The sequence below is a fragment of the Streptomyces sp. NPDC046909 genome (assembly GCF_040644695.1).
Lineage (GTDB): Bacteria > Actinomycetota > Actinomycetes > Streptomycetales > Streptomycetaceae > Streptomyces.
On sequence record NZ_JBEYXC010000007.1, the window covers coordinates 12,547 to 37,321 of the forward strand.

General features: G+C 71.2%; 19 protein-coding genes. 16 read left to right on the forward strand and 3 right to left on the reverse strand.

Annotated elements, in window-relative coordinates:
• Window positions 1–12: 12 nt before the first annotated feature.
• Window positions 13–777 (forward strand): hypothetical protein, encoded by a 765-nt coding sequence (locus ABZ928_RS23670; protein WP_361522301.1) that lies wholly within the window; start codon window positions 13–15, stop codon window positions 775–777.
• 721 nt (window positions 778–1,498) lie between these two features.
• Entirely contained in the window at window positions 1,499–2,635 is a 1,137-nt protein-coding gene (locus tag ABZ928_RS23675) for a glycosyltransferase family 4 protein (RefSeq protein WP_361522304.1), read from the forward strand.
• 20 nt (window positions 2,636–2,655) lie between these two features.
• On the opposite strand, the gene ABZ928_RS23680 is transcribed toward ABZ928_RS23675, so the two are convergent.
• The gene (locus tag ABZ928_RS23680) at window positions 2,656–4,284 is read right to left on the reverse strand and encodes a PucR family transcriptional regulator (RefSeq protein ID WP_361522307.1); all 1,629 of its coding nucleotides are present in this window, start codon (window positions 4,282–4,284) and stop codon (window positions 2,656–2,658) included.
• Between the two features lie 223 nt (window positions 4,285–4,507).
• On the opposite strand from ABZ928_RS23680, the gene ABZ928_RS23685 reads away from it, so the two are divergent.
• Genes ABZ928_RS23685 through ABZ928_RS23695 form a run of 3 tightly spaced genes read left to right on the forward strand, consistent with a single transcriptional unit; the run spans window position 4,508 to window position 8,579 of the window.
• Window positions 4,508–6,004, forward strand: coding sequence for an APC family permease (locus ABZ928_RS23685; protein WP_361522309.1), 1,497 nt, complete (start codon window positions 4,508–4,510; stop codon window positions 6,002–6,004).
• A gap of 11 nt (window positions 6,005–6,015) precedes the next feature.
• Window positions 6,016–7,611, forward strand: coding sequence for an NAD(P)/FAD-dependent oxidoreductase (locus ABZ928_RS23690; RefSeq protein WP_361522312.1), 1,596 nt, complete (start codon window positions 6,016–6,018; stop codon window positions 7,609–7,611).
• A 20-nt stretch (window positions 7,612–7,631) separates the two neighbouring features.
• A complete protein-coding gene (locus ABZ928_RS23695; protein ID WP_361522315.1) occupies window positions 7,632–8,579 on the forward strand; it encodes an LLM class F420-dependent oxidoreductase in 948 nt (315 codons plus the stop codon).
• On the opposite strand, the gene ABZ928_RS23700 is transcribed toward ABZ928_RS23695, so the two are convergent.
• The gene (locus ABZ928_RS23700) at window positions 8,566–9,948 is read right to left on the reverse strand and encodes an FAD-binding oxidoreductase (RefSeq protein WP_361522317.1); all 1,383 of its coding nucleotides are present in this window, start codon (window positions 9,946–9,948) and stop codon (window positions 8,566–8,568) included. The two genes, ABZ928_RS23695 and ABZ928_RS23700, sit on opposite strands and share 14 nt — an antisense overlap.
• A 97-nt stretch (window positions 9,949–10,045) precedes the next feature.
• Window positions 10,046–11,848, reverse strand: a complete 1,803-nt coding sequence (locus tag ABZ928_RS23705; RefSeq protein ID WP_361523402.1) for a glycoside hydrolase family 15 protein — start codon at window positions 11,846–11,848, stop codon at window positions 10,046–10,048.
• Window positions 11,849–12,371: 523 nt separating this feature from the next.
• Between ABZ928_RS23705 and ABZ928_RS23710 the strand changes: the two genes are divergently transcribed.
• The 11 genes from ABZ928_RS23710 to ABZ928_RS23760 all read left to right on the forward strand — a co-directional run bounded on the left by ABZ928_RS23710 (window position 12,372) and on the right by ABZ928_RS23760 (window position 24,759).
• Window positions 12,372–14,021 carry a CTP synthase gene (locus ABZ928_RS23710; RefSeq protein ID WP_361522320.1) on the forward strand — a complete coding sequence of 550 codons (1,650 nt, stop codon included), beginning with the start codon at window positions 12,372–12,374 and terminating at the stop codon, window positions 14,019–14,021.
• An 83-nt stretch (window positions 14,022–14,104) separates the two neighbouring features.
• Window positions 14,105–14,731: an NUDIX hydrolase gene (locus tag ABZ928_RS23715; protein ID WP_361522323.1), complete on the forward strand. Its 627-nt coding sequence runs from the start codon at window positions 14,105–14,107 to the stop codon at window positions 14,729–14,731.
• Window positions 14,732–14,893: 162 nt separating this feature from the next.
• Window positions 14,894–16,957: a tetratricopeptide repeat protein gene (locus ABZ928_RS23720; protein WP_361522326.1), complete on the forward strand. Its 2,064-nt coding sequence runs from the start codon at window positions 14,894–14,896 to the stop codon at window positions 16,955–16,957.
• Between the two features lie 156 nt (window positions 16,958–17,113).
• Window positions 17,114–18,229, forward strand: a complete 1,116-nt coding sequence (gene ald / locus ABZ928_RS23725) for an alanine dehydrogenase (RefSeq protein ID WP_361523405.1) — start codon at window positions 17,114–17,116, stop codon at window positions 18,227–18,229.
• 369 nt (window positions 18,230–18,598) lie between these two features.
• Window positions 18,599–19,777, forward strand: a complete 1,179-nt coding sequence (locus ABZ928_RS23730) for a ParA family protein (protein ID WP_361522329.1) — start codon at window positions 18,599–18,601, stop codon at window positions 19,775–19,777.
• Window positions 19,762–20,340 carry a hypothetical protein gene (locus ABZ928_RS23735; protein ID WP_361522332.1) on the forward strand — a complete coding sequence of 193 codons (579 nt, stop codon included), beginning with the start codon at window positions 19,762–19,764 and terminating at the stop codon, window positions 20,338–20,340. The genes ABZ928_RS23730 and ABZ928_RS23735 overlap by 16 nt, the downstream gene beginning before the upstream one ends.
• An 18-nt stretch (window positions 20,341–20,358) precedes the next feature.
• Window positions 20,359–21,351, forward strand: a complete 993-nt coding sequence (locus ABZ928_RS23740; protein WP_361522334.1) for a segregation/condensation protein A — start codon at window positions 20,359–20,361, stop codon at window positions 21,349–21,351.
• The gene (gene scpB / locus ABZ928_RS23745) at window positions 21,348–22,001 is read left to right on the forward strand and encodes an SMC-Scp complex subunit ScpB (protein ID WP_361522337.1); all 654 of its coding nucleotides are present in this window, start codon (window positions 21,348–21,350) and stop codon (window positions 21,999–22,001) included. Before ABZ928_RS23740 ends, scpB begins: the two co-directional genes overlap by 4 nt.
• Before the next feature lie 11 nt (window positions 22,002–22,012).
• Window positions 22,013–23,134 carry a pseudouridine synthase gene (locus ABZ928_RS23750; protein ID WP_361522340.1) on the forward strand — a complete coding sequence of 374 codons (1,122 nt, stop codon included), beginning with the start codon at window positions 22,013–22,015 and terminating at the stop codon, window positions 23,132–23,134.
• A gap of 117 nt (window positions 23,135–23,251) precedes the next feature.
• Window positions 23,252–24,217 carry a sigma-70 family RNA polymerase sigma factor gene (locus ABZ928_RS23755; protein WP_361522343.1) on the forward strand — a complete coding sequence of 322 codons (966 nt, stop codon included), beginning with the start codon at window positions 23,252–23,254 and terminating at the stop codon, window positions 24,215–24,217.
• The gene (locus ABZ928_RS23760; RefSeq protein WP_361522346.1) at window positions 24,214–24,759 is read left to right on the forward strand and encodes a TIGR03086 family metal-binding protein; all 546 of its coding nucleotides are present in this window, start codon (window positions 24,214–24,216) and stop codon (window positions 24,757–24,759) included. The genes ABZ928_RS23755 and ABZ928_RS23760 overlap by 4 nt, the downstream gene beginning before the upstream one ends.
• The last annotated feature ends 16 nt before the right edge of the window (window positions 24,760–24,775 follow it).

The window sequence follows — 24,775 nt, forward strand, 5'->3', positions numbered from 1 at the left end:
TAGGGTGGCTGGATGATCAGCCGCTCCGCCTCCCTCGCCCTCGCCGCCGTCCTCACCCGTGCCGCCGCCGGCGCCCTCCGGGCCAAGGCTCCCGGCGGACGGGGCCGTTGGGAGCGGAAGAACTACGCCGGGCGCACGGTCGAGCTGTACGCCGGCCCCGCGTCCGCGGCCGGCGTCGCGCTCGCCGCGGGCCGGGTCCACCCCGCCGCCGGGTTCGCCGTCGTCGCCGCCGGGGTCTGTGGGGCGTACGACGATGTCGCCGGCGCCGATGATCCGCGCCGCGGCTTCCGTGCGCACCTCTCCGCGCTCCGGGAGGGCGAAGTGACCAGCGGGGCCGTCAAGTTGTTCGGCATCTCGGCGGCTGGGCTCGTCGCCGGGGCGTTCCTCAAGGAGCGGGTCGTCGACAAGGTGCTGGCCGGGGTCGTCATCGCCGGGGCCGCGCACTTCGTCAACCTCGTGGATGTGCGGCCGGGGAGGGCGGTCGGTTCGGTCGTCGCGCTGGGGCTGCCGGGGGTGGTGCGCAAGGGGGCCGGGGGCGCGCTGGCCGCCACGACTGTGGGCGCCGCCGCTGCCGTACTGCCGGACGACCTCGGTGAGCGCGCGATGATCGGCGACACGGGGGCGCACGCGCTGGGCGCGGCTCTGGGGGCCGCGGTCGTCGCGGGCAACGGGAGGGTGGGGCTGATCGCGCACGCGGCCGCCGTCGTGGCCGCGGCCGTGTACGGGGACAAGGTCAGCGAGGCCGCGCGAGCGCTGCCGCTCGGGCTCCGCGAGTGACGCGCTTGTGCCGGGTGCCGGGTGCCGGGTGCCGGGTGCCGGGTGCCGGGTGCCGATTGACGCCGGGCGCGGGCTCTCCGAGTGACCGCGATCGCGCCGAGTGACGCCGGGTGCTGTGGGGTGTTCGGCGCGTGTCGCGTCGTTCTGGGGGCGCCGGGTGATGTTGCCGGCTGCGGGGTGGTCTGCCTGCGGCAGGCGAGTTGGCCGCCGCCGCGCGACTGCTCCCGCAGCGCGCTGCTCGGCTCGCCCCGACCGTTGCCGCCTGTTCCGAGCCACCTCGCCCGTCCACGGCCCGTCCGTCCGAACGCCTCGCCCGTTCCGCGCGACCCAGTTCACTCCCCGCGCCCTACCCCACTTCCTGCGCCCCACCCCCCTCTCCGCGCCCCACCCCCTCCCCACGCCCCCACCCCCTCCCCACGCCCCCACCCCCTCCCCACGCCCCCACTCCCGCCCAATGCCCCCACCCACCCCAAGTCGCCCCACCCGCGCCCCAGTGCCTCCCCCTCGACCCGAACACGCCCCGTTTCTCACCCGTGTGAGTGACCCGGTGTCTCTTCTCCCAGAACCCGCACACCCTCCGCGTTCCCGGAACACCCGTACGTGCTGGCATCCTTGGCCTATAACGCAGTACGCGTAGGAAGCGCGCGGTACATCCCTCCGCTCGATACCTTCTGTACGTTTCCTCGTGACCGCCCGACGCCGAACCAGGAGCCCCGGCCACGTGACCCCCGTGAGCAGCCACTCACCGCACGGCCAGTCGCCGCTGCGCACCGTCCAGGTGCTCGGCGGGGGCAACGCCCGCAGCAGCGCGCATGTGCGGTCCCTGGCCTCCGGGCTGGTCGCGAGGGGCGTGCGGGTGACCGTGTGCGCTCCTGTCGAGGCCGATCGCGCCTATGACTTCAGCGGGGCCGGTGCCGAGCATGTGCATGTGCCTCGGAGTAGTGATCCGGGGGCTGTCGCGGCGTTGCGGGCGGCTTGTGCGGACGCCGATCTCGTGCACGCGCACGGGCTGCACGCCTCGTTCCGTGCCGTTCTCGCGCTCAGCGGGCGGCGGACTCCGCTGGTGGTGACGTGGCATGACCGGGCGCATGCCGAGGGGGCGCGGGCCCATCTGGTGCGGTTGTTGGAGCGGCGGGTCGTGAAGGCCGCCTCCGTGGTGCTGGGGGCCAGTTCGGCGCTCGTCGACCGGGCGCGGACCACGGGGGCGCGGGACGCGCGGCTCGCCGCCGTTGCCCTGCCGGGGGTCCGTAAGGCCGTACGGCTGGAGGATCCCGACCGGCTGCGGCCCAAGGTGCGGGCCGAACTCGGGGCCACCGGGCGGCCGTTGCTGATGGCGGTCGGCTCGCTCGACCGGCATCGGGGGTACGACACTTTGCTGGACGCCGCGCGCGCGTGGCGCGGCCTCGACCCCATGCCCCTCGTCGTGATCGCGGGGGAGGGGCCGCTGCGCACGGAGTTGCAGCGGCGGATCGAGGACGAGGGGCTGCCGGTACGGCTCATCGGGCGGCGTGACGATGTCACCGAGCTGCTCGCGGCCGCCGACCTCGCGCTGCTGTCGAGCAGTTGGGAGTCCCGTTCCGTCCTCGCCCAGGAAGCGCTCCACGCGCGCGTGCCGCTCATCGCGACCGACGTCGGGAGCACGCCCGAACTCGTGGGCGACGCCGCCGAACTCGTGCCGTACGGGGACGCCGAGGCTCTCGCCGACGCCGTCGTGCGGCTGCTCGGGGACCCCGCGCGGTGCGAGGAGCTGCGGGAGAAGGGCGTACGGCAGGCGGCAACCTGGCCGACCGAGGACGAGACCGTCGCCCAAGTCCTCAGCGTCTACGACGAGTTGACCCAGCCCCGGCCGCTCATCTAGCTCCTGTCATTCAGTCCCGGCTAGGGCACATGCCTCCGCGCCCGCAGCGCCAGGCTCAACGCCAGTACCGTCTGCGGATCGTCCAGGTCCGTGCCCAGCAACTCGCCGATCCGCGCGAGGCGGTTGTACAGCGTCTGCCGGTTGAGGTGCAGCTCGCGGGCCGTCTCCGCCTTGCGGCCCGCGTGTGCCAGATACGTCTCCAGCGTGGGCAGCAGCGGCGGCTTGGAGCGGAGGTCGTGGTCGCGGACCGGGCCGATCGCGCGGTCCACGAAGGCGGCCAGGTCGGGGTGGTCGCGCAGCCGCCACAGCAGCAGGTCGATGTCGAGGCGGCGGGCGTCGTACCAGGGGCGGTCCGACAGGCCTTGCGCCGCCGTCGCCGTCTCCGCCGCGTGCCGTAGCCCCGCCGAGGCCGCCGCCCAGCCGCCCGCGACGCCGACCACGACCACCGGCGGCTGCGCTCCCGGCCGCTGCATCCCGGCCCGCTCCACCCCCGCCCGCAGCGCCGCCGCGACCCGGTCCGCGACCGCCGACCGCTCCGACTCCGAGCGCAGGCCCAGCAGGACCAGGACGCGGCCTTCGAGCGGACGTACGCCCAGGAGGACGGGAACCCCCACCGAGGCCAGCTCCTCCGAGACCGCCCGCGCCAGCACCGCCCAGCCGCCGCCCGGGGACAGGGTGTCGCCCAGCCGCATCACCACCGGGAGCAGGGGGCTGGTGCCCGGCTTGAAGCCCAGGACGCGCGCCTGCGCGGGCGCGTCCTCGGCGGCGATGCGGCCCTCGGCGAGGTCGGTGAGGAAGTCGCCCCGGCCTCGTGCCGCCAGTTCCTCCTCCTGGCGGGCCTGCATCAGCACCACCGCGAGGATGCCCGCCGCCCGCTCGGCCGCCATGCGGTGCACGGGGACCAGGGGAGCGCGTACGGGGAGCAGGACCAGGCGGGCCCGGACCGAACCCGTTCCCGGGCCGCCCCCGGGCACGTCCACCAGCACCGAACCGGCCGGCGGGGCGTCCTTGTGCTGGCCGCGCAGCCCCTCCCACACCTGGAGCGGGTCCGCGCCCTCCGGCCCCGCCCCGGCGGCGTACAGGAGCTGGCCGTCGGTCGTCTCCAGGAACACCGGGTTGCCGCTGAAGTCCGCCAGGATGCCGAGCACCTGGGGCACCCCGCCGCCGCCCAGCAGGGCCTCGGTACATCGGCGGTGCACCTCCTCGGCCTGCTGGAGCAGGGCGTAGTGGCCGTTGACGATCTCGGTGTGGATCTCCTCCGTCACCGTCACGAACGGCACCTCGCGGTGCAGTTGGACCAGCGGCAGCCCGGCCGCGCGGGCCGTGTCGACCAGGGCCGCGGGGAGGCGGGTGAAGCGGGGGCCGAGTTCGACGACCAGAGCCGCGATGCCCCGCTCGGCGAGGGTGCGGACGAACGCCCGCTGTTCGGCCGGACGGGTGCCGAGTCCGTAGCCCGTGGTCAGCAGCAGCTCGCCGCCCTTGAGGAGGGAGGCGATGTTCGGTACCTCGCCCGCGTGCACCCAGCGCACGGGCCGTTGCAGCCGGTCGGCGCCCGCGAGGATCTCGGGGAGGCCGCTGCGCAGGCCGGGCAGCTCCAGCGCCCGCTGAACGGTGATGCCGGCGCCCTGGCTGTCGAATCTGCTGTCCATGAGCCGGACGCTACCCGCGCGCATGCTTCGGGGACATCTCCGGGCGATTACGGGAACGATCACCGGCGCGCCGTACACGACAATCCGTCGCGCCCCCGGCCGAATTGCACGACCGCGTGTCGCTTGTGGCATGCGTCACTCCGCCGCCACACTGACGCATCCGAAAGCGAAGTGCGTTCTGATCTTCGGATTTCGTTGTCATACACGAGGGATGGGGGCGGGAATGACAGAAAAGCCCACGCGAGAGGTACACCGGCTCAAGGCGAATTCCGTAGGCCTGGTCGGTGTCGTGTTCATGGCGGTCGCCACCGCCGCGCCGATCACCGCGATGACCGGCAACCTGCCGATCGCCGTCGGCTTCGGCAACGGCACGGGCGCGCCGGCCGGCTATCTCTTCGCGACGCTCGTCCTGACGGTGTTCTCCGTCGGATACGTCGCCATGGCCCGGCGGATCACCGCCGCCGGCGCCTTCTACGGCTACATCTCGCACGGCCTGGGCCGGATCGCCGGCATGGCCTCGGGGATGCTCGCCGTGCTGGCGTACATCGTCTTCGAGGCGTCCATCGTCGGCGTCTTCTCCTACTTCGCGAAGACCACCGTCGACGACCAGCTCGGCGTCGACCTGCCGTGGATCGTCTACGCGGCGGCCATGCTGCTGGTCACCGCGGTCCTGGCGTTCTTCGACATCAACCTGACCGCGAAGGCCCTCGGCGTGATGCTGATCGCCGAGATCGCCGTCCTCTTCGCGGTCGCCACCGCCGTACTCCTGCAAGGCGGCGGCCCCGACGGCATCCCCATGGAGCCCATCAACCCGAAGAACGCCTTCACCGGCACCTCCGCCGGCCTCGGACTCTTCTTCGCCTTCTGGTCGTGGGTCGGCTTCGAGTCGACCGCGATGTACGGCGAGGAGTCCCGCGACCCGAAGCGGGTGATCCCGCGCGCGACCCTGATCTCGGTCGTCGGCGTCGGCATCTTCTACATCTACGTCTCCTGGATGACCATCGCCGGCAACGGGCTGGCGGGCTCGGTGAAGATCTCCTCGTCCGCGAGCCCGCTCGACCTCTTCTTCGACCCCGCGCACTCCTTCATCGGCGCCTGGGCCGTCGACACCTTCCAGTGGCTGCTGATCACCGGGTCCTTCGCCTGCGGCATGGCCTTCCACCAGTGCGCGGCCCGCTATCTGTACGCCATCGGCCGCGAGGGCTTCCTGCACCCCGCCCTCGGCCGCACGCACGCCAGGCACGGCTCCCCGTACATCGCGTCCTTCGTCCAGTCGGTCATCGCGGTCGCGCTCGTGGCGGCCTTCTGGCTGACCGGCCAGGACCCCTACATCCACCTCTACACCCTGCTCGCGATCCTCGGCACGATGGCGATCCTCATCGTGCAGACCCTGTGCTCCTTCGCGGTCATCGGCTACTTCCGCAAGAACCACCCCGAGGACCGGCACTGGTTCCGCACCTTCACCGCCCCGCTGCTCGGCGGCATCGGCATGATCGCGGTCGTCGTGCTGCTGGTGGTGAACCTCGACACCGCGGCCGGTACGGCGGCCGACTCGCTCTTCTTCAAGGCCATCCCGTGGATCGTCGGCCTGGTCTTCTTCGGCGGTCTCGGCCTCGGCCTCTATCTCAGGGCCAGGCAGCCGGAGCGCTACGACATCATCGGCCGGATCGTCCTGGAGGACGCGGCGGAGCGTACCGAGGAAGCCCCCGTCAACGCCTGAGGAGCAGTTCAGTGTCCCGAACGAATTCGATGCACGTCCTGCGTTCCCTCTTCGCCGACCACGCCGCCGCCGAGCGGCTCGCGATGCCTGTAGCCGACGCGCGCGTGCGCCGCCGTACGGTCCTCAAGGGCGCCGTCGCCACCACCGCGGCCGTCGCGGCGACCACCGCGGCCAGACCCGCCGCCGCGGCCGCGCCCCGGATCGCCGTCGTGGGCGCGGGGATCGCGGGCCTCACCGCGGCGCTCACCCTCGCCGACGCCGGCTACGCCTGCACGGTCTACGAGGCCAACCCGGACCGTGTCGGCGGCCGCATGTACTCCCAGCGCGACCACTGGGCCTACGGCCAGACCTCGGAGATCGGCGGCGAGCTGATCGACACCAGCCACAAGAAGATGCTGGAACTCTGCCGCCGCTTCTCGCTGCCCACCGAGGACTTCCTCGGCGGCGGGCCCAACGGGGCCGAGGAAGTCCTGTGGTTCGACGGCGCGTACTACCCGCGCGACCAGGCCGACGAGGACTTCAAGGACGTCTACCAGGCCCTGAAGAAGGACCTCCAGTCCTCCGGCGAGGTCTTCTGGAACCAGACCACCGCCGCCGGCACCGCCCTCGACACCATGTCCCTCTACGACTGGATCGAGTCCCGGGTCCCCGGCGGCCACGACTCCCCGCTCGGCAAGTTCTTCGACGTCGCCTACAACGTGGAGTACGGCGCCGACACGACCGACCAGTCCTCCCTGGCCCTCGTGCTGCTCATGGGCTACCAGACCAATCCCGGCAACTTCAACATCTGGGGCCTGTCCAACGAGCGCTACCACATCGTCGGCGGCAACGACCAACTCCCGCACGCCATAGCGGACTACCTGCCCGACGACACCATCCGGCAGGGCTGGTCCCTGGAGGCGGTCAAGGCCAACAGCGACGGCACCCAGACCCTCACCTTCACCGAGTCGGGCGCCACGAGGACGGTCACCGCCGACCACACCGTCCTGTGCGTCCCGCTTCCGGTCCTCCAGCAACTCGACCTCACCCAGGCCGGGTTCGACACCCGGATGACCAACCTCCTGCGGGACGCCCGCATGGGCCACTGCACCAAGCTCAACATGCAGTTCTCCAGCCGCCCTTGGCGCGGCACCGGCGCCTGGCCCGGTGTCTCCGCGGGCGACTGCTTCACCGACTCCGAGGTCCAGCAGACCTGGGACACCACCAAGGTCCAGTCGGGCACGGGCGGCATCCTCATCCAGTACGGCGGCGGCAGCCTGGCCGCGTCGCTGGCCCCGGCGGCGCCGTTCTCGTACGAGAGCGATCCGTATGTGAAGAAGCTCGCGACCAAGTACCTCGCCGGCATCGACGCCTTCTTCCCCGGTACGTCGGCGGCCTGGACCGGCAAGGCCCAGCTGTCCGCCTGGCACCTCAACCCCTATGCGCGGGGCGCCTATTCGTACTGGCCGGTGGGCTATCTGCACCGGTACGCGGGCTACGAAGGGGTCGCACAGGGCAACGTCCACATCGGCGGCGAGCACTGCTCCTACGACTTCCAGGGGTTCATGGAAGGCGGCGCGACCGAGGGCGAGCGGGCGGCCCAGGAGGTGATAGCCGCGCTGGGGTAGACCTGCCTACGGTGGAGTGCATGGACTTCAGCGTGGTCGCCGTGGCACGGGAGGACGACAGTCCGGTCGAGGAGCCGGTACGGGTGGCGGTGGCCGCCGACCGGCTCGGGTACCGGGAGGTGTGGGCGGGGGAGGGGCCGACCTGGGACTCCTTCGTCCTCGCCACGGCGATCGGCGGCGCCACCGAGCGGGTCGCGGTGACGGCCGGTCCGGTGCCGGTGAACGTGCGCGACCCGTACACCATCGCGCGGGGCGCCGCCTCGGTCGCCGCCCTCACCGGGCGGCCGGTCGGGGTGGCGCTCGGGACGTCCAGCAAGCGGGTGGTGGAGGGGGTGCACGGGGTGCCCCGGGCGCGGCCCGCCGCTGTCCTCGCGGAGGCGGCGGAGGCCGTACGGCGGCATCTGCGCGCCGAGCCCGGCGGGGCGGTCGGTGCCTTCCGCCGGCGTCTGCCCCCGCCCGGGGGACCGCTCACCGTGGCGGCCTTCGGGCCCCGCGCCATCGCCGCGGCCGCCGCGCACGCCGACCGCATGCTGCTGGACGTGGTCTCGCCCGAGCAGGTGCGCGAATTGCGCGGCGCGCTGGACGCGGCGGCCCGGAACCTCGGCCGTACGGCGCCCACGCTCGCCGCCTGGCTGCCGGCGGCCGTCGATCCGGGGCCCGAGTCCCTCGCGCAGGTGCTGGGCAGCATCGCCGGGTATCTGACCGTGCCCGGGTACAGCGAGGTCTTCGCCGACGCCGGGTTCGGCGCCGCCGTCGAACTGGCCGCGTCCGGCGCCGACCGGGAGACCCTGCTGTGGGCACTGCCACCGGAAGCCGCGGCCACGCTCGGTCTGGTCGGCGACCTGGACACCGTACGCGCGCGTGTCGACGCTTACGCCGATGCCGGGCTCGACGAGATCGCCCTGGTCCCGGCGACGGCGGGGGACCCGGGAGGGGAGCGGACGCTGAGGGCGCTCAAGCCGGTCTGATGTTGTGGTTGAAGCGGAAGACGTTGTCGGGGTCGAACTCCCGTTTCACCTCCGCCAGTCGCCGCGTGTTCTCGGGGCCGAGGCCCGCCGTGACCCGGTCGGTGCCCTCGTCGCCGATGAAGTTGAGGTAGACCGCGCCCGTGCTCCACGGCTGGGAATCCGTGCGGACGTCCCGGACCCACTGGACGACCCGGTCGTCGTCCGCCGGGTCCTCCCACATGGCGAACGGGTGTACGGCCCACCGCGCGTCCCGGTAGGGGACCGGGTACTCGTGCGGTCCGGCGGAGATCGCCCCGCCCAGCGGGAACAGGACGTGGATGGAGCCGGTGGGGACGGGCATCGACTGGGCCCGGGCGCAGAAAACGTCCAGGAAGTCGTCCGGGGCGCCGGTCAGATACTCCGCCGACCAGTAGTTCCGCATCCCCGGCGGATCGTCGAGCATGCACTGGACGTCGGCGTACGGCATCGCCCCGATGATCTCCGACTCGTGCGGCAGCGCGAGCAGCGGCTCGGCCAGCTTGCGCATGTCCTCCTCGGACCCGGCGTACGTCAGCAGCGCGCCGCACAACAGGGTGCCCTGGAGATGCGGCGGGCAGAACTCCTCGGGCGGGCCGGTGAGGTAGATGACGCCGCCGCTCGCCTCGTCCGGGCCCACGGCGATCAGGTCGCGGTAGGTGCGGGCGACCTCGGGGCCGTACTCCGGGAGGTACAGCAGCAGGGCGATGGCGAACTCGGGCAGCTCGTGCAGCTTCAGGGTGAGCGCGGTGGCGATGCCGAAGTTGCCTCCGCCGCCGTGCAGGGCCCAGAACAGCTCGGGGTTCTCGTCGGGGCTCGCGTGGACCTGAGAACCGTCCGCGGTGACCAGTTCGACGCCGAGCAGGTTGTCCACGGCGAGCCCGCACCAGCGGTCCAGCCAGCCGGAGCCGCCGCCGAGCACGAAGCCTCCGACACCGGTGGTCGAGGCCCGGCCGCCGGTCGTGGCGAGGCCGTAGGGCTCGCAGGCCCGGTCCAGATCGCTCATCGTGGCCCCGCCCGCGACCCGTACCGCCTCGGCCCCGGGATGGACGGTGACCGCGCGCATGTGGCGCAGGTCGACCACGAGACCGCCGTCGTTGAGCGACATGCCCGCCACGCTGTGACCGCCGCCGCGCACCGCGATCGGCAGATCGAGATCACGGCCGAAGCGCACGGCCCGTACGACGTCGGACTCGTCCACGCACTGGGCGATCACCGCCGGACGGCGGTCGATCATGGCGTTGAAGACGACTCGGGCCTCGTCGTAGCCCGGATCCCCCGGGGCGAACACGTCGCCGACCAGATCCTCGCGGAGCGCGGCGAGAGCCGCGCCCGCCTTCGATGGGGAGGCCATGGGGCGCCCCCTTCCGTGCAGGGGCTGATGGCTCCAGCGTAGGCGGGCCCGGCTCGGCGGTCCTGTTCAGACGCCGTGCGTCATCGATCCGTAAGACTCAACCGCCGTACGCCCCCGACGCCGTCAGCCGCAGGGCCGTGTCGATGAGCGGAACGTGGCTGAAGGCCTGCGGGAAGTTGCCGACCTGGCGCTTCAGCCGCGGGTCCCACTCCTCGGCGAGCAGCCCGAGGTCGTTGCGCAGGGCCAGCAGCTTCTCGAACAGCTTGCGGGCCTCGTCGACGCGGCCGATCATCGCGAGGTCGTCGGCCATCCAGAACGAGCAGGCGAGGAACGCCCCTTCGTCACCGGGGAGGCCGTCGACGCCCTCGCTGTCGCCCTCGGTCGGGTAGCGCAGGATGAAGCCGTCCGTCGTGGACAGCTCCCGCTGGATCGCCTCGATGGTGCCGATGACCCGCTTGTCGTCCGGCGGCAGGAAGCCCATCTGCGGGATCAGCAGCAGGGAGGCGTCCAGCTCCTTCGAGCCGTACGACTGCGTGAACGTGTTGCGTTCCTTGTCGTAGCCCTTCTCGCACACGTCCCGGTGGATGTCGTCGCGCAGCTCGCGCCAGCGCTCCAGCGGGCCGTCCGCGTCCCCGGACTCGATGAGCTTGATGGTGCGGTCGACCGCGACCCAGGCCATCACCTTCGAGTGCACGAAGTGGCGGCGCGGGCCGCGCACCTCCCAGATGCCCTCGTCGGGCTCGTCCCAGTGGTCCTCCAGGTAGCGGATGAGCTTGAGCTGGAGCAGGGAGGCGTAGTCGTTGCGGGCCAGGCCCGTCATGTGCGCCAGGTGCAGGGCCTCGGTGACCTCGCCGTACACGTCCAGCTGGAGCTGGTGGGCGGCGCCGTTGCCGACGCGCACCGGCGCCGAGTTCTCGTAGCCCGGCAGCCAGTCCAGCTCGGCCTCGCCCAACTCCCGTTCGCCCGCGATGCCGTACATGATCTGGAGGTTCTCGGGGTCCCCCGCGACCGCGCGCAGCAGCCACTCGCGCCAGGCGCGGGCCTCCTCGCGGTAGCCGGTGCGCAGGAGCGAGGAGAGGGTGATCGCGGCGTCGCGGAGCCAGGTGTAGCGGTAGTCCCAGTTGCGGACGCCGCCGATGTCCTCGGGCAGGGAGGTCGTCGGCGCGGCGACGATGCCGCCGGTCGGGGCGTAGGTGAGGGCCTTGAGCGTGATCAGGGAGCGGACGACGGCCTCGCGGTACGGGCCGTGGTACGTACAGTGCTCGACCCAGTCCTGCCAGAACTCCTCGGTCAGCTCCAGCGACTGCTCCGGCTCCGGCAGCGGCGGCGCCTCCTTGTGCGAGGGCTGCCACGAGATGGTGAACGCGATCCGGTCACCGGGGGCGACCGTGAAGTCGGAGTAGGTGGTCAGCGACTTGCCGTAGGTCTCGCACTCGGTGTCGTACCAGACCGAGTCCGGGCCTGCGACGGCGACCGTACGGCCCTCGTGCTTGTGCACCCACGGCACGACCCGCCCGTACGAGAACCGCATCCGCAGGGCGGAGCGCATCGGGACGCGGCCGGAGACGCCCTCGACGATCCGGATGAGCTGCGGGGCGCCGTCGCGCGGGGGCATGAAGTCGGTGACCCGGACCGTGCCGCGCGGGGTGTCCCACTCGGACTCCAGGATCAGCGAGTCGCCGCGATAGGTGCGCCGGGCCGCGGTGGGCGGCTCCGCGTCGGCGGCGTGCGCGGGCCCCAGGCGCCAGAAGCCGTGCTCCTCGGTGCCCAGCAGACCGGCGAAGATGGCGTGCGAGTCGAAGCGCGGCAGGCACAGCCAGTCCACTGTGCCGTCCCGGCAGACCAACGCCGCGGTCTGCATGTCTCCGATGAGTGCGTAGTCTTCGATGCGCCCGGCCACGTGCAACTCCAGTCGAACGGCCACGTCACCCCCCGAGGAAAAAGGGGGCTGTCGCTAGTGCGGTCAAGGGGTCGTTTGTAATGCGTCGTTGAGCGGTGAAGCAAAGCAGCCGATCGGCTGCGAGGCAAAACGACAATTTCTGCTCAACGAACTGACGAGCTCTCGTTGTTCCGGTGATTACGGGCGGGGGTGGTGCCGTGTTGCCGGTCGGGCTCGGCAGCGAATGTCCGAGCAGGATACGACGCACGTAGATGATCTGTGTGCCGCTCCGGGCAACGCGGGTGGGCCGATCGGGTGAGCAACAGGTGAGGAACGCGAGACGGGCACGCGTGTGTGCCGACCTGTGTGTCCACGCGTGTGCGGAGCGTGGCCGGAAGCCATCTCGCCGAGGCGCTGATACCCTGGTAGCCCGTGGACCGGTGGTGGATAAAACCCCCGACCGCAGCGACGGCAACCCCGGAGATCTCCGGTCGTGAAGCCGCCCAGCACCTCAGACCGAGACCACGGGAGCCCCCCTTTGGCCATGACGCCCAAATCAACGACGACCAAGCACATCTTCGTCACCGGGGGTGTCGCCTCCTCTCTCGGCAAGGGCCTGACGGCCTCCAGCCTCGGCATGCTCCTCAAGGCGCGCGGTCTGCGCGTCGTGATGCAGAAGCTCGACCCGTACCTCAACGTCGACCCGGGCACGATGAACCCCTTCCAGCACGGTGAGGTGTTCGTCACCAACGACGGTGCCGAGACGGACCTGGACATCGGACACTACGAGCGTTTCCTCGACCGTGACTTGGACGGCAGTGCAAACGTCACCACCGGCCAGGTCTACTCGACGGTGATCGCCAAGGAGCGGCGCGGCGAGTACCTCGGTGACACCGTGCAGGTCATCCCGCACATCACCAACGAGATCAAGCACCGCATCCGTCGCATGGCCACCGACGAGGTCGACGTCGTCATCACCGAGGTCGGCGGCACCGTCGGCGACATCGAGTCCCTGCCGTTCCTGGAGACGGTCCGCCAGGTCCGCCACGAGGTCGGTCGTGACAACGTCTTCGTCGTCCACATCTCCCTCCTGCCGTACATCGGTCCGTCGGGGGAGCTGAAGACGAAGCCGACCCAGCACTCGGTTGCGGCCCTCAGGAACATCGGTATCCAGCCGGACGCGATCGTGCTGCGCTGCGACCGCGAGGTCCCCACCGCGATCAAGCGGAAGATCTCGCTGATGTGCGACGTCGACGAGGCCGCCGTGGTCGCCTGCCCCGACGCCCGCTCGATCTACGACATCCCGAAGACCGTGCACGGCGAGGGCCTGGACGCCTACGTCGTCCGCAAGCTGGACCTGCCGTTCCGCGACGTGGACTGGACGACCTGGGACGACCTGCTCGACCGCGTCCACAACCCCGACCACGAGATCACCCTCGCCCTGGTCGGCAAGTACATCGACCTGCCGGACGCCTACCTCTCGGTCACCGAGGCGCTGCGCGCGGGCGGCTTCGCCAACAAGGCCCGCGTGAAGATCAAGTGGGTCACCTCCGACGACTGCAAGACCCCGGCCGGCGCCGCGGCGCAGCTCGGTGACGTCGACGGCATCTGCATCCCGGGCGGCTTCGGCGACCGCGGTGTGCTCGGCAAGGTCGGCGCGATCAAGTACGCCCGCGAGAACAAGATCCCGCTGCTCGGCCTCTGCCTGGGCCTTCAGTGCATCGTGATCGAGGCCGCGCGCAACCTGGCCGACATCCCGGACGCCAACTCCACCGAGTTCGACTCGGCGACCTCGCACCCGGTCATCTCCACCATGGCCGAGCAGCTCGACATCGTCGCCGGCGAGGGCGACATGGGCGGCACCATGCGGCTCGGCATGTACCCGGCCAAGCTGGCCGAGGGCTCGATCGTGCGCGAGGTGTACGACGGCAAGGAGTACGTCGAGGAGCGGCACCGTCACCGCTACGAGGTGAACAACTCCTACCGCGCGGAGCTGGAGAAGAACGCGGGCATCGTGTTCTCCGGCACCTCCCCGGACGGCAAGCTCGTCGAGTACGTCGAGTACCCGCGCGACGTCCACCCCTACCTGGTCGCCACGCAGGCGCACCCGGAGCTGCGCTCGCGCCCGACCAGGCCGCACCCGCTGTTCGCCGGCCTGGTGAAGGCGTCGGTCGAGCGGAAGAATTCCAAGTAACACGTCAGTTGTACGGTTGCCGGGGTGCATACCTTCAAAGGTGCGCACCCCGGTTTCTTTTTGTGTGTGGGAGGACGGACGGCATGACGATCAAGGACACCCCCGAGGAGTGGGAGATCCGGGCGACGGAGACCCCCTTCGTGGGCAACAAGACCTCCGTCCGCACGGACGACGTCGTCATGCCCGACGGCAAGGTCGTCCGCCGCGACTACCAGGTCCACCCGGGCTCGGTCGGTGTCCTCGCCCTGGACGACGAGGGCCGTGTTCTGTGCCTCAAGCAGTACCGCCACCCCGTACGCCAGAAGCTCTGGGAGATCCCGGCCGGCCTCCTCGACGTGCCCGGCGAGAACCCCCTGCACGCCGCCCAGCGCGAGCTGTACGAGGAGGCGCACGTCAAGGCCGAGGACTGGCGGGTGCTGACCGACGTCTACACCACGGCGGGCGGCTGCGACGAGGCCGTACGGATCTTCCTGGCCCGCGATCTGTCCGAGGCCGAGGGCGAGCGCTTCGAGGTCGAGCACGAGGAGATCGACCTGGAGTACGCGCGCGTGCCCGTCGAGGAGCTCGTACGCGGGGTGCTCGCGGGGGAGCTGCACAACAACTGCCTGGTGGTGGGTGTGCTTTCGCTGGTGGCGGCGCAGCACGGGGACGGCCTGGACGCGCTGCGTCCCGCGGACGCGCCCTGGCCGGCGCGCCCCTTCGACGTCTGAGCACACGAAGATCGTCTCTGGTGTGACGATCGGCTGATCCGATCGGGCGACGTGTCCGCCGCGCTCCTCACGGAACGTTGCAGAGCGTGAACTAGGCTCTGAAAATGCCCGAACCGGAGTCCCGGCGGGCTTTGCGCGTGCGGTGGGACGGGAGTGTGGCCCGTGACGGATCAGGCGGTGGAGACAGGCGGCGTCCGGCTGTCGGCCGAGGGTCATTTCCTGGGCCGGACACGGGAGTTGAAGGAGCTGCTCGCCGACATCGAGCGGGCGGGCCTCGATACCCTCTCCGGCAAGAAGGCGCCCCGCGCGCGCGTGCTCCTCATCGCGGGCAGACCCGGCTCCGGCCGCACCGCGCTCGCCGAGGAACTCGTACGGCAGGTCGCGGAGCGTTACGACGACGGGGTGCTGCGCGTCCGGCTGAGCGAGCCCGACGGCACCCCCGTCCCGGTCGAACGCGCCGCCCGTGAACTGCTCGCCGCCCTCGACCGGCCGACCCCGGCGGGCGCCGCCGAGGACGACCTCGCGGCGGCGCTGCGCGAGGCCCTCGCCGACCGGCGCGCGCTGCTCCTGCTCGACGACGCGGTGAGCGCGGAGCAGGTCGACGCGCTGCTCCCGGACACCCCGGAATGCCTGGTCGTGGCCGTGTCCGGCGGTCCGCTCACCGGCATCTCCGACGTCCGCCCCTGCACGCTGGGCGGCCTCGACACCAAGTCCGCGCTGGAACTGCTGACCCGCTCCACCGGCTCGGTCCGCATCACCGTCGACCCGCGGGCCGCCGAGGGACTCGTCGAGGAGTGCCAGGCGCACCCCGCCGCGCTGACGCTGGCCGGCGGCTGGCTCGCCGCCCGGCCGAAGGCCGCCGTCGCCGACCTCGCCAAGCATCTGCGCACGGAGGGTGACGAAGGGACCCCGCTCAGCCGGGTCTTCCGGCTCGCCTACGGCTCCCTGCCCAGCCCGGCCGCCCGGATACTGCGACTGCTCTCCCTCGCCCCCGCCGGACTGATCGACCCGCACACCGCCTCCGCGCTCGCCGGCTGCTCGGTGGGCGGCGCCCGCACCACGCTGGACGACTTCGTCGCCCTGGGGCTGCTGCACCCCGTGGACTCCCCGCTGCCCCAGTACGAGGTGCCGGGCTGTCTGCACCCCCTGCTCAAGGCCCTCACCGAGAGCCAGGACCGCCCCGCCGAACTGCAACTGGCCCGTGCCCGGATGCTGGAGCGGACGGTACGGCTGCTCCAGTCGTCCCGCGCGATCACCGAGACCGACAACCCCGAGGCCCGCGAGAAGCTCCAGGGCCTGCCCCGCTCGCTGCGCTTCCCCAGCCCCCGGGCCGCCGAGGACTGGCTGCGCGTCCGCAGGCCCGCCCTGCTGGCCTCGGCCCGGCTCGCGGTCGCCGACGGGGAGCTCGACACCCTCGCCAGGCGGCTGATGTCCCAGCTGGTCAGGGCGATGGTCGCGCACTTCGGCACCCAGGCCGCCGCGCCCGACCTGTACGGCATCCACGGGCTCGTCCTGGATGTGGCCGAGCGGCGGGAGCTGCCCCGCGAGCAGGCGGCGGCGCTGCTCAATCTGGGGGACCTGGACGCGCAGACCGGTCGTACACAGGACGCGCTGCTGCGATATCGAACAGCTTTGGATGCCGGACGCAGAGCAAATGACCCGTACGCGACCGGCCGCGCAATGGAATCCGTAGGTGGCGCGTACCTGGAGCTCGGGGACTACGACCGGGCCGCCGACTGGTTCGGCCGGGCCCTCGCCCAGCGGCTGGCCAGGGACGAGCGGGAGGACGCCGCCCGGCTGTACGGCCGGATCGCCGCCGCCCACACCTACGCGGGCCGCTACGGCGAGGCGCAGCGCGGCTGGCGCGCCGCGGTCGCCGGGCACCGCAAGAACGGCGATGTCGCCGCGCACGCACGGGCGTTGAGCGAACTCGCGCGCGTCCAGGAGTACGCGGGGCGGCCCGAGGAGTCGATGCGCACCTGCCAGGAGGCCGTCGAGTGGGCGCGGCGCGCGGAGGACGTACGGCTCCAGGCGGCGCTTCAGCTGCGGCTCGCCGACACGCTGGACCACCTCGGCGATCCCGCCGCGGCGGGGCTGCACCGGGGGGCCGCGGAGCGGCTGCTGGGGGAGGAGCTTTCGGAGGGGGAACCGGAGCCGGAGCAGCCCGATCTCCCGAAACAAGACGCTGACGCCTGCGAAATCCGCAGTACACCCGCTGAAGATTGATGCAATGAAAGGCTAGACAGCGGGAACACCTTCATTAGACTGGCTCTGCCGCACCTTCTCCTGCGGTGCATCCTGGTGTGCTCACGCATGGCCGGGTATGTGTTGGATTACCCCGTGTGTTACCCCACACCCTCTGAGCCAAGGACCGTGATCGACGTGAAGGTCGGCATCCCCCGCGAGGTCAAGAACAACGAGTTCCGGGTGGCCATCACCCCCGCCGGTGTGCACGAGCTGGTGCGCCACGGCCACCAGGTCGTCATCGAGCAGAACGCCGGTGTCGGTTCGTCGATCCCGGACGAGGAGTACGTCGCCGCCGGCGCCCAGATCCTCGGCACCGCCGACGAGGTGTGGGCCACCGCCGACCTGCTGCTCAAGGTCAAGGAGCCCATCGCCGAGGAGTACCACCGCCTCCGCAAGGACCAGACGCTCTTCACGTACCTGCACCTCGCCGCCTCCAAGGAGTGCACGGACGCGCTCATCGAGTCCGGCACCACGGCGATCGCATACGAGACGGTCGAGCTGCCCTCCCGCGCGCTGCCGCTGCTCGCCCCGATGTCCGAGGTCGCGGGCCGCCTCGCCCCGCAGGTCGGCGCCTACCACCTGATGCGCTCGGTCGGCGGCCGCGGTGTGCTCCCCGGTGGCGTCCCCGGCACCCAGCCCGCGCGTGCCGTCGTCATCGGCGGCGGCGTCTCCGGCTGGAACGCCACCCAGATCGCCGTCGGCATGGGCTTCCACGTCACGCTGCTCGACCGCGACATCAACAAGCTCCGCGAGGCCGACAAGGTCTTCGGCACCAAGGTCCGGGCGATCATGTCCAACTCCTTCGAGCTGGAGAAGGCCGTCCTCGACGCCGACCTCGTCATCGGCGCGGTGCTCATCCCGGGCGCCAAGGCTCCGAAGCTGGTCACCAACGAGCTCGTGGCGCGCATGAAGCCCGGAAGTGTCCTTGTCGACATCGCGATCGACCAGGGCGGCTGCTTCGAGGACTCCCGCCCGACCACCCACGCCGAGCCGACCTTCCAGGTCCACGACTCGGTCTTCTACTGCGTCGCCAACATGCCCGGCGCGGTGCCCAACACCTCCACGTACGCGCTCACCAACGCGACGCTGCCGTACATCGTGGAACTGGCCAACAAGGGCTGGGTCGAGGCGCTGCGCCGGGACCCCGCGCTCGCCAAGGGTCTGAACACCCATGACGGCAAGGTCGTTTACAAGGAGGTCGCGGAGGCGCACGGCCTGGAGCACGTCGAGCTGGAGACGCTGCTCGGCTGAGCCCGAGGACACCGGAGGACTAAGTCACCTTTTCGTAAAGGCGATACGTCAACAAGGCGTGTCAACCACTCGCATCCGGCCGGACCTTGCCCCACAAGGTCCGGCCGGATGTGTGTATGGTCACTTTGCGACTCTCGGTCAACTCGCCTCGAACGTAACCCTTTGGTCGATTCGCACACCGGTGAAACCTGCCGTGCGACGGCTGTACGCCCTTGACAGCGCGATGTTTGATTGCCGACACATCGGGCCGGGTCCGGCGGATTGTGTTGCTGTGAACACCCGACACGCCATAGAGTCGCCGACTGTCGGCATGGTGCCACGCTGACCTTGTCTAGAAGTTTCCTGGTCACCAAGGAGGTAAGACGACTTGTGAATGAGTCGACATTTACTCCCGGGGGTGGTCAACCAGGAACGCCTGCACGGGCCGAGGGCCCCGCGGGGTTCGAGGCTGTCGGCTCCGTCGCGGTGCGCACCTTCGCAGCCCACCAGAGTCACCTGAACTCACGAGTGACTCTGTCAGCACACCAGAGCATGGATGGCCATCACGTGAACGCCATGGCCGGCGACGGAAGTGGCGCGCCCCACAACCAGTTCGCCGACTACGACGAACTGCCCGAGGGGCACTTCTACGACCCCGACGCCGAGTACGAGCCCGATCCCGAGTACGCGGCCACGCTCGCTCCCGACGCTGCCCGCCAGCGCCGTGAGCGCATCGGCCCGACCGGACGCCCGCTGCCGTACTTCCCGATCCCGGGTCCGCTGACCGATCACGGACCCGCGAAGATCATCGCGATGTGCAACCAGAAGGGCGGCGTCGGCAAGACCACGTCGACCATCAACCTGGGTGCCGCGCTCGCGGAGTACGGACGCCGGGTGCTGCTCGTGGACTTCGACCCGCAGGGCGCGCTGTCGGTGGGTCTCGGTGTCAACCCGATGGAGCTCGACCTCACCGTCTACAACCTGCTCATGGAGCGGGGCATGGCGGCCGACGAGGTCCTGCTCAAGACCGCGGTCCCCAACATGGACCTGCTGCCGAGCAATATCGACTTGTCGGCGGCGGAGGTCCAGCTGGTCTCCGAGGTCGCGCGCGAGTCGACACTGCAGCGGGCCCTGAAGCCGCTCATGGCCGACTACGACTACATCGTGATCGACTGTCAGCCTTCGCTGGGTCTGCTCACCGTCAACGCTCTGACGGCCGCGCACAAGGTGATAGTGCCACTGGAGTGTGAGTTCTTCGCGCTGCGTGGTGTCGCCCTGCTGACGGAGACCATCGAGAAGGTCCAGGAGCGGCTCAACCCGGAGCTGGAGCTCGACGGGATCCTCGCCACCATGTACGACTCGCGCACGGTCCACAGCCGCGAGGTGCTGGCCCGTGTGGTCGAGGCGTTCGACGACCACGTCTACCACACGGTCATCGGCCGCACGGTCCGCTTCCCGGAGACCACGGTCGCCGGTGAGCCGATCACCACGTACGCCTCCAACTCCGTCGGCGCCGCCGCCTACCGTCAGCTCGCCAGGGAGGTGCTCGCCCGGTGTCACGCCGAGTGAGTCTGCCGGGGGCCGACGAACTCTTCCGTACGACAGGGGGAATGGCGCTCCAGCCGTCCACTCCGCGACGGGGGGCCAACGGCGACGCCCGGGTCCCCGCGCCGGCCGGAGAGAGCGACGGGGCCGCGGCCGCGTCGCCCGAGGACGCGCCGCAGTCGGTGCCCGTACAGGGCGGCGACGGCGACGGGGCGGAGCATGTGGCGACGGAGCCCGCCGCGGCCGGTGAGTCCCGCAGCCGGGACGCGGCGGCGGAGCGCTCCGGGCGACGTCAGGACGCGCAGGAAGGTTCTGCCGGGGCCGCGCCGCGCAAGCAGCGCGGTGGTGGCAGCAGGGCGGCCTCACGGCGGCCCAGCGGGCGTGAGCGGCACGACGAGAAGATCACCGTGTACGTCTCCGCCGAGGAGCTCATGGATCTGGAGCACGCGCGTCTGGTGCTCCGGGGCGAGCACGGTCTCGCCGTCGACCGCGGGCGGATCGTCCGTGAGGCGGTCGCCGTGGTGCTGGCCGATCTGGAGTCCCGGGGAGACGCGAGCATCCTCGTACGCCGGCTTCGCGGGCGGTAGCGGTAGCCTGCGGGGGCCATGACCTCGAACGACGCTCCCCTCTCCGGCGCAGCTGCCGGCCGTCGGCGTGCGCTGGGGCGGGGGCCGGGGTCGGATCCGGTCCCTGTGGCGGCGGCGCCCGAAGTGGTCGTACCGGAGCCCCAAGTGGTCGTACCGGAGCCCGAGGCACCTCCTCACGAACCCGCCGAATCCCAGGAACCCGACGACGGTGTCTTCAAGGTTCGGCTCGCCAACTTCGAAGGGCCCTTCGATCTCCTCCTCCAGCTGATCTCCAAGCACAAGCTGGACGTCACCGAGGTCGCCCTGTCCAAGGTCACCGACGAGTTCATGGCGCACATCAGGGCCATGGGTTCGGACTGGGACCTCGACCAGACCACCGAGTTCCTCGTCGTCGCCGCCACCCTCCTCGACCTCAAGGCCGCCCGGCTGCTGCCCTCCGCCGAGGTCGAGGACGAGGCCGACCTCGCCCTCCTCGAAGCCCGTGACCTGCTCTTCGCGCGGTTGCTCCAGTACCGCGCGTACAAACAGATCGCGGACATCTTCAATCAGCGGCTGGAGGAGGAGGCCCGGCGCTATCCCCGTACCGTCGGGCTCGAACCGCACCACGCCGAGCTGCTGCCCGAGGTCGTCATCAGCATCGGCGCGGAGGGGTTCGCGAAGCTCGCCGTGAAGGCGATGCAGCCGAAGCCCAAGCCGCAGGTGTACGTCGACCACATCCACGCGCCGCTGGTGAGCGTGCAGGAGCAGGCCGGCATCGTCGTCGCCCGGCTGAAGGAACTCGGCGAGGCCAGCTTCCGGGCGCTGGTCGAGGACACCGACGACACCCTCACCGTCGTGGCGCGGTTCCTGGCGCTTCTTGAGCTGTACCGGGAGAAGGCCGTCGCCCTCGACCAGGAGACCGCCCTCGGTGATCTCATCGTGCGGTGGACCGGCGGGGAGGACGGCGCCGAGCCGATGGTGACCGACGAGTTCGACCGACCGCCCGAGCCGCCCAAGGAGGACAAGGCGTGAGCGAGGAGACGACCACCGACGTCCCGGCGGGGCTGCGCACCGTCGCCGACCTCGATCTCAAGCCCGCGCTGGAGGCGGTCCTCATGGTCGTGGACGAGCCCGCGACCGAGGAGCATCTGTCGAAGATCCTCCAGCGGCCCAAGCGGCAGATCGCGGACGCGCTGCGGGAGCTGGCCGACGAGTACACCGTCCAGGGGCGCGGGTTCGAGCTGCGGCTGATCGCCGGGGGCTGGCGTTTCTACAGCCGGCCCGAGTTCGCGGCGGCCGTCGAGGGCTTCGTGCTCGACGGGCAGCAGGCCCGGCTCACCCAGGCGGCGCTGGAGACGCTCGCGGTCGTCGCCTACCGCCAGCCGGTCAGCCGCAGCAGGGTCTCCGCGGTGCGCGGAGTCAACTGTGACGGGGTCATGCGGACCCTGCTCCAGCGGGGTCTGGTCCAGGAGACGGGCACGGAACCCGAAACAGGTGCGATCCTGTACACGACGACGAACTACTTTCTGGAGCGGATGGGCCTGCGCGGCCTGGACGAGCTCCCGGAGCTCGCGCCCTTCCTCCCGGAGGCGGAGGCGATCGAGGCCGAGACACTGGAAGGGGTTCCGTCGTTCGATCCGGACGCTCCTGACGCGCCGGACGGCCACGACGCAGACGACTAGACGGAAATTTGATGCGAAGCAGCAGCGGCAGGAACAGCAGCGGAAACAACGGCGGGAGCCGTGGTGGCAACAGCGGCGGCCGCGGCGGGAGCAGCGGTGGCCGCGGTAATCACCGCGGTGCCGGGAACGCCCGCGATGACAAGCAGGGCGGCCGGCCGAAGAAGCCCCGCCCCGAGGAGCGTCGTTACGACGTAGGCCCTGGCGCCTCCCCCGAAGGGCCGAAGTCGGGGCGCGGCGCCTCGGCGCGCGGCGGTGCCAAGGGCGGGCCCAAGCAGGGCCAGGGCACCGGGCGGGGCCGCTGGGTCCCGGCGACCTCCCGTGAGTACGAGGCCCGGGCCGAGGAGCGCAACCGCGACCGGTACGCGGGCAAGAAGGACATCAAGCTGCCCAAGACCTTCCCGGGCGCCGAGCAGGAGGGCGAGCGGCTCCAGAAGGTCCTCGCACGCGCGGGCTACGGCTCCCGGCGGGCCTGCGAGGAGCTCATCGAGCAGGCGCGCGTCGAGGTCAACGGCGAGATCGTCCTGGAGCAGGGCAAGCGCGTCGACCCGGAGAAGGACGAGGTCAAGGTCGACGGACTGACCGTCGCGACCCAGTCGTACCAGTTCTTCTCGCTGAACAAGCCCGCCGGTGTCGTCTCCACGATGGAGGACACCGAGGGCCGCCAGTGCCTCGGCGACTACGTCACCAACCGTGAGACGCGGCTCTTCCACGTCGGCCGGCTGGACACCGAGACCGAGGGCGTCATCCTGCTCACCAACCACGGCGAGCTGGCGCACCGCCTGACCCACCCCAAGTACGGCGTGAAGAAGGTCTACCTCGCGCACATCGTGGGCCCGATCCCGCGCGACCTGGGCAAGCGGCTCAAGGACGGCATCCAGCTGGAGGACGGGTACGCGAAGGCGGACCACTTCCGGGTCGTCGAGCAGACCGGCAAGAACTACCTCGTCGAGGTCACCCTCCACGAGGGCCGCAAGCACATCGTGCGGCGCATGCTCGCCGAGGCCGGGTTCCCGGTCGACAAGCTGGTGCGGGTCTCCTTCGGGCCGATCACCCTGGGCGACCAGAAGTCGGGCTGGCTGCGGCGGCTGTCGAACACCGAGGTCGGCATGCTGATGAAGGAGGTCGACCTGTAGGTCGTCCCGTACGACGCAGGTCGAACCGTACGACGGCCGGTCGCGGAATTCTTTCCGGGACCGGCCGATTCGTTTTCGCGTTCCCGGCGGTCTGTACCCGTGACGGAGGGAGCGGGGATGACCACGACCACCGCGGACCGCGAGGAGTTCGTCCGGCTGACGGACGGGTACCGACGCGAGCTGCTCGCCCACTGCTATCGCATGGTCGGCTCGGTCGACGAGGCCGAGGACCTGGTGCAGGAGACGTATCTGCGGGCCTGGCGGTCCTACGACGGCTACGAGGGCCGGGCCTCCTTGCGGACCTGGCTGCACCGGATCGCCACCAACACGTGTCTGACGGCCCTGGAGAGCCGCGCGCGACGTCCGCTGCCCTCGGGGCTCGGGGGGCCGTCAGAGGCGCCTGAGGAGCCGTTGAGGGCCCCTGCGACCGACATCCCGTGGCTCCAGCCGGTGCCGGACTCGCTGCTCGACCCCGCGACGGTCGTGGCCGCACGGGGGAGTCTGCGGCTCGCGCTGGTCGCCGCGTTGCAGCACCTGCCCGCGCGGCAGCGTGCGGTACTGATCCTGCGGGACGTGCTGGCCTGGCGTGCGCCCGAGGTCGCCGCCCTCCTCGGCACCTCCACGGCGGCCGTGAAGAGCAGCCTCCAACGCGCGCGTGCTCGTCTCGACGAGATCGCCCCGGACGAGGACCTCGTCGTCGAACCGGACGGCGCGGCGGACCGCGAGGTGCTCGACCGGTACATGGCCGCCTTCGAGAACGCCGACCTGGACGCCCTCCTCGGGCTGTTGCAGGACGGGGTCTCGCTGGAGATGCCGCCGCACCTGGAGTGGTTCGCCGGGAAGAAGGCCGTGCTGCGGTTCTTCCACGCACGCGTGCGGGTCCCGGGCGCGCTGCGGATGGTGCCCACGCGCGCGAACGGGCAGCCGGCCGTGGCGATGTACGAGCGGGGCGCGGACGGCGTCCTGCGCGCGCACTCCGTGCAGGTGATCACCCGGGAGGGCGGCGAGATCGTACGGATCACCGCATTCCTGGACCACGGACGGTCCTTCGCCCGCTTCGGCCTGCCCGAGGTGCTGTCGTGAACCCCGGGGAGCTGCTGGAGCGCTCGCTCGCCTACGCGCTGGGATGCGTCGCCGCGGTGGGGCCCGCGGGACTGGGCCGGGGCACGCCCTGCGCCGAGTGGGACCTGGGCGAGCTGCTGGAGCATCTCGACGACTCCCTGGACGCGTTGCACGAGGGGCTGACCGGCGGGCGGATCGGGCTGCTCCCGCAGACCGACCGCGTCTGCGGCTTCCGCACGCGCGCGTGTGCCGTGCTCGGCGCCTGGGCGGCCGGACCCGGGGGAGAGGTGCTGGTCGGTGAACGGCCGCTGGACGTGCGGGTGATGGGCGCGGTCGGCGCCGTCGAGATCGCCGTGCACGGATGGGACGTGGCCCAGGCGTGCGGGCGGCCCCGGCCCCTCCCGGTCGCCCTCGCGGCCGATTTGCTGCCCATCGCGCGGTGCGTGGTCACGGAGGAGGACCGGGGGGTGCGGTTCGGGGCGCCGGTCGCGGTGGCGGTCTCCGCGCCGCCGGACGCCCGGCTCCTGGCCTTCCTGGGCCGCCGCGATTCCTTTCCGGGGTGAGCCTGGTCTGCCTTCC